This window comes from Paenibacillus sp. TAF43_2, from assembly GCF_052113545.1.
Classification (GTDB): Bacteria; Bacillota; Bacilli; order Paenibacillales; family Paenibacillaceae; genus Pristimantibacillus.
The window spans coordinates 1-5,053 of sequence record NZ_JBFRDK010000281.1; the positions used below are offsets into that span (position 1 = coordinate 1).

Genomic DNA, 5,053 nt, shown 5'->3' on the forward strand with positions numbered 1-5,053 from the left:
CCAAACAGCTTGCCTTCTACGATCTCGGCAACCTCGCCAAATGTCAGCTGATCCAGCGCTTCACGCCGTTTCCGATCAATTCGCACCGTTCCGATGCGTTCCTTCGTACTGACAAGCCCTGAGCTTTCCGCTTCTTTAAATGCTTTATAAGCCGTTCCTTCACTGACGCCTAATTCCTTGGCAATCGCGCGTACGGATATTTTCGTTCCAATCTTCAAGCTTTGTATATAATTCAAAATTTGTTCATGCTTCGTGCTAGTCTCGTTGCCTGGTCCGATTGAAGCCACCTTATATCCTCCGTCCACTTGCCTTTGTTTCTCCCTATTATAGGAGAAAGCGAGGAACAAGTCATGCTTACCCTCGAATCGGGCCTAATCTAGAGCTGCCATTGAAGCAGAACTTGATTCGTACGCAGCCTGCCATCGATCAGCTGACCCTCCAAGCCTTTAAACCGCCATTTCTTGAACAGCTGCTGTACCGTTTGAACGTTGATGGCATCTTCAGCGCCTGACATGATAAACGCTTGCCAATCATATTCAATCGGAATCGGATATCGCAGTGATTGGATAAGGAATTGATTCATTTCTATCACTTGTGATGGAATTTCATCGTATATGCTAGAGAACAAAAAAGAGCTTTGCTCGCTGTGCGGCCGAGAAATAGGATCAGATTTTAAGTCAAGCACATATTCAACGATTTGGGTATGCGGGTTAACGCGACAGCTGAATGAGCCACGAGCAGCCAAAGCCTTATCGACACGGTGAGACAAGCGGTATGTGAACTGAACAAGGAATGGAACATTGTTATAATATGCGCGAACTTTTCTGAAAAATTCGAATTCGTCAACCACTTTGCATCCTCCTCGTGTCCACTGATTTTGCCCTTATATATCCTACCACTTTTATTTAAAATGGTAAATTGATCCTTTAAAGGCAATGATATTATTAGAATGATACTTTTTTACACAATTATAGTAAAGAGACCATCTATTAGTCAATGACTATAGTCACTCTTTTTAATATGCTCTATAGAATGTTGTTGATAGACTAGTAAAGTTTTATCGTTAGGCTGAGGTGAATCAATGAGTGGGATTGCAGGACTTGTAGGAGAGAACATTCGACTGCTGCGCAAAAAAAGAGGGCTTAGTCAAGAACAGCTTGCTCTTCGCGCTGATATAAATGCTTCCTATATGGGACAGGTTGAGCGGGGAGAAAAAAATCCAACGATTGATGTGCTAAGCAAAATCGCGTTTGCCCTTCAAACGCCTCTCGAGAGAATCGTGAACGTTGTTCCAAGCCCCGATGCTGCAGATGATACTGACGATGAAGGATATGCCACGAAGGTTGCCCACCAAATGAACGGCTTAAGCTTAAAGGAGCAGGAAGCGGTATATAAATTCGTTAAGCAGCTTGTTCAATTTAAAGAAATTCAATAAGAAGGTTTCGTCAAATATGGTTATAAACAAGAAAAAGATCCATCGGTATAATACCGACGGATCTTTTTCTTGTTGTATGCTAACCTCGGGCTCTGCGGGCAGTTGTCGCCTTCTGAACAAGCTTCTGCTCCCATAACAGCGCCTTCGCTCTCTTAATGCGCGCGAGCTCCTTCCGTCTCTCATCATTCATAACCAGCGCATTGACATGTGACGTTATGATGATTAAAGAGAACAAAATCCATACTAATCCGAATACACTCATCAAGCTCCAAGGCGCATTCAGCTCGAGACGCGGAATCGCATATACAAGCATCGCCAGCGCAATAAGCAAATACAATACATGACGGCCTTTTCCAGCTAACATTCCCTTCAGCTCCTTCATACGGTCATAAGCGGCTTATATTCTTGTCCGCATATTCATTCTATGAAGGAAGGACAGGGTATATGTCTCCTATTAGTCTACAATCGACTTCAGCACATCTGACATAATGCGGTTAACATCCTCAAACACAACGGCAAACCGGCGCTCCGCATCCATCAATTTGCCTATCAACGGATTAAGTGTAATTACTTCATAGAGCTTGCTCATCTTCTCCATGTCTTCGGCAGAAGGCTCTTCACCAGCCATCATTTTCTGCTGTAAAAAGTTTTGCCGCTCGCGAAAATCATCCAGCATTGCCTTTGCATCTGCATCAGCTTCTGCTTCCAGCTTCGCAGCCTTTAATAGCAATGCCTCTTCGCTTTCCTTAAGCGCCTTCGCTAATTCATAAGCTTTGTCATAAATGTTCATTCGTCTCTCTCCCATTCTTATCGCTCTCATTTGGTATTCAATACGTCCAATCATACCCGTTATTCTATCCAAGAACCAAATCCTTAATGGAAAAGCATGCTAAAACAACACAAGCTTCAGAACCGTTTCTGATTCACAAAGGAATAGATGTCCTCATATGCTGAAGTAATTCGTGTAAAACACCTATAGGCCGCTAACCTCTTATCGTCATCCTCCTGCTTGGAAGGAGATTTATGATGCTCAAATCGAAAGTAGCCGTACAGGTGATCAGCTCCGGCATGCTTCCGGAGGATACGCTCATGCTTGGCGAAGCACAAGTAAAGCAGTGGAAAATCCCTCAAGGCCAGCACATTCTCGTAAAGTTTGGTGCTTTTCGGCAGCATGTAAAGGTTATTCCTGTCGCAAAGTACGACGGAATGAGGATCAGTCAAAGTTTAGCCAGACAGATGGGATTAACAAATGGCACATCGATCCGACTGCAATACAAAGCCAGCACTGCCACACTCGTTTTTGGGCCTTTAATCGGCGTTCTCATTAGCCGAGATTATCCGCATATGCCGGATAAACCCTTTGGTTCCATTACTATGTTTTGCAGAGAGCTTGTTGAAGCCTGTACAGCGCAAGGCGCGTACGTTTATTTTTTCACACCTAATCAGATCGGCACAAGTATCGACAACATTGATGGCTGGATCTATTCCGACGGCTGGCGGAAGCTTTCGATGCCCGTTCCTGACGTCGTTAATAACCGTCTTACCTCACGAAAATTGGAGAACAGACCCAGCGTACAACATTTCTTGAAAGAAGTAAAACAGCACCATCAGACTACCGTTTTCAATGAAAAGTTTTTGGATAAAACCGAGGTTTTCGATGCGCTTAAGAAAGATGAAAGCTTAGTTCGCTATTTGCCTGAGTCGCATCTGCTGCGCAACTATACGATGCTGAAATCAATGTGCTCTCGGTACAGCAGCGTTTTTCTCAAACCTGTTCGCGGCAGCTTAGGAAAAGGAATCATTCGGATCACTCATCTTGATTCGAGCAATTATCAAGTGATGTATGCGACTTCGGCTGGTACTCGAAGGCAGCAGTTTACGAGCTTAGTTAAGCTCTTCTCGACGATTTCCGCGAAGATGAAAACCGTGAGATACCAAATTCAACAGGGATTGCAGCTCATTGAAATCCAGAAGCGGCCAGTCGACTTCCGTGCACTCGTCCAAAAAAATTCGAGCGGTAAATGGACGATCACATCCATTGTAGCCCGTACAGCCGGAACTCATCATTTTGTCTCAAACTTAGCGCGCGGCGGCACGCTCAGCACGGTTGGAGAAGCTGTTGCAAAATCAAATCTGCAGGCAGGGGTTAGCAGGCAGGAAGCAGCGCAGCGGCTCCAACAGGCAGCGCTAAATATCGCGCGCGGCGTTGATGCGCAAATACCAGCACATTTCGGTGAGCTTGGCATCGATCTTGCAATGGATACGGCAGGCCGCGTATGGCTGCTGGAAGTCAATTCCAAACCGTCAAAAAATGATAACACACCGCTAAATGACAATAAAATTCGTCCATCCGTCCGCATGATGATTCAATACTCCCGTTTTTTAGCGGGCTTTTAACGGAGGCTTCTATGCAGAATCGAAAGGTCAAACTTGCCATTCTCGTGGCCTCAATCAACGTTAATGCCTCAGAGCATGCATCGATTCCGGTAATGCCAGAGCCTTCCTTCTATCGTGCGCTCAGCATTGCCGGCGAGCAGCTTGGCATGGACGTTTATGTAGTTACTGCAGAAGACTTTCAGCAGCATACAGAGTCTCTCGTTGGCTATCGATTGGAGAACGAGCATTTTGCTAAACAGACCGTCCCACTTCCTGACATCATCTATGACCGCTGTTTCTTTACTGAAGCCAATCAGCGAATAAACTGCCGCCGCATGCTCAGTTCCCTTGCTCAAGTTAAGCCTTACCAGCTTCTAAACGGAAAACTTCCTGGGAAGCTCGATGTGTATGAAGCACTCAAAGAAGACCGTATGCTGAGCAGGCATTTGCCGCTTACTCTTCCCATGCAAACGACACAGCAGCTTCTTGAGCTCGCCGATCGTTTCCGAGGAGGCATCATTCTTAAGCCTTCCTCAGGGATGCAAGGCAGAGGCATCATCCTTGTGAAGCGCTGCCCGTTTGAGCAATCACTGCTCATAAAAGGTCGAAACCGAAGAAACCATTCCTTCTCGGTCTCCTTTAAGGAGGATTTAGCTTTTGAGCGATGGATTCATCGTTTCATAAGTGGAGCCTCCTATTTGATTCAGCCCTATTTGGAGCTTAGCGGCAATGACAACAAACCATTTGATTTACGAGTGCTCATTCAAAAGGATGAGAAGAGCAGATGGTCGATCTCGGGAGTCGCTGTGCGCACAGGGCAAGCGGGCTCCTTAACATCCAATCTTCATGGCGGGGGCGGCGCCGTCCCGGCGGCAATGCTGCTGTCAGCCAAATTTGGCGAGTCAAAATCCGAACGTTTGCTAGAGATGATCCATACAATAAGCAAGCAAACGGCAGAACGACTGGAAAGCAAATTCGGCAGATTTGCCGAGCTCGGGTTAGATTATGGCATTGATCAGAGCGGCCGAATATGGCTGCTCGAAGCAAACTCGAAGCCTGGCCGCTCTTCCTTTGGAATCATAAGCGATCATGAGGCCGAGCGGCTTTCCATTGAAAGACCGCTTCTATATGCACGAATGCTGTCTAGGCGACTATCACCGTCCTTTGTAGCCAATGAATTCGCAAATGGCCGTCGTCATCATTCAAGTTCTGACAACCAATTACGGCCTTTCAACGTTCAGG

Annotated in this window: 7 protein-coding genes; 3 read left to right on the forward strand and 4 right to left on the reverse strand. The window is 46.0% G+C overall.

The genetic code is table 11. The features are described from left to right. Positions 1-287: GntR family transcriptional regulator (locus AB4Z17_RS31860; protein ID WP_441964313.1), on the reverse strand; the 287-nt coding region annotated here is incomplete at its 3' end. 89 nt (positions 288-376) lie between these two features. Further along, a complete protein-coding gene (locus tag AB4Z17_RS31865; protein ID WP_076267806.1) occupies positions 377-850 on the reverse strand; it encodes a hypothetical protein in 474 nt (157 codons plus the stop codon). A gap of 231 nt (positions 851-1,081) precedes the next feature. Between AB4Z17_RS31865 and AB4Z17_RS31870 the strand changes: the two genes are divergently transcribed. Beyond that, entirely contained in the window at positions 1,082-1,435 is a 354-nt protein-coding gene (locus AB4Z17_RS31870) for a helix-turn-helix domain-containing protein (protein ID WP_339207801.1), read from the forward strand. A 79-nt stretch (positions 1,436-1,514) separates the two neighbouring features. Here AB4Z17_RS31870 and AB4Z17_RS31875 read toward each other — a convergent pair whose 3' ends face one another. Beyond that, positions 1,515-1,799, reverse strand: coding sequence for a hypothetical protein (locus tag AB4Z17_RS31875; RefSeq protein ID WP_339207799.1), 285 nt, complete (start codon positions 1,797-1,799; stop codon positions 1,515-1,517). 90 nt (positions 1,800-1,889) lie between these two features. Further along, positions 1,890-2,225, reverse strand: a complete 336-nt coding sequence (locus AB4Z17_RS31880) for a YlbF family regulator (protein WP_441909043.1) — start codon at positions 2,223-2,225, stop codon at positions 1,890-1,892. Positions 2,226-2,461: 236 nt separating this feature from the next. Between AB4Z17_RS31880 and AB4Z17_RS31885 the strand changes: the two genes are divergently transcribed. Then, a complete protein-coding gene (locus tag AB4Z17_RS31885) occupies positions 2,462-3,832 on the forward strand; it encodes a YheC/YheD family endospore coat-associated protein (RefSeq protein ID WP_441909104.1) in 1,371 nt (456 codons plus the stop codon). A gap of 11 nt (positions 3,833-3,843) precedes the next feature. After that, a partial coding sequence (locus AB4Z17_RS31890; RefSeq protein WP_441964315.1) for a YheC/YheD family endospore coat-associated protein occupies positions 3,844-5,053 on the forward strand: 1,210 nt, incomplete at its 3' end.

What these genes read in the sequence shown, in the direction of transcription:
- AB4Z17_RS31870 (WP_339207801.1), top strand. Translation starts at nt 1,082, where the DNA reads ATGAGTGGGATTGCAGGACTTGTAGGAGAGAACATTCGACTGCTGCGC.
- AB4Z17_RS31875 (WP_339207799.1), bottom strand. Translation starts at nt 1,799, where the DNA reads ATGTTAGCTGGAAAAGGCCGTCATGTATTGTATTTGCTTATTGCGCTG.
- AB4Z17_RS31880 (WP_441909043.1), bottom strand. Translation starts at nt 2,225, where the DNA reads ATGAACATTTATGACAAAGCTTATGAATTAGCGAAGGCGCTTAAGGAA.
- AB4Z17_RS31885 (WP_441909104.1), top strand. Translation starts at nt 2,462, where the DNA reads ATGCTCAAATCGAAAGTAGCCGTACAGGTGATCAGCTCCGGCATGCTT.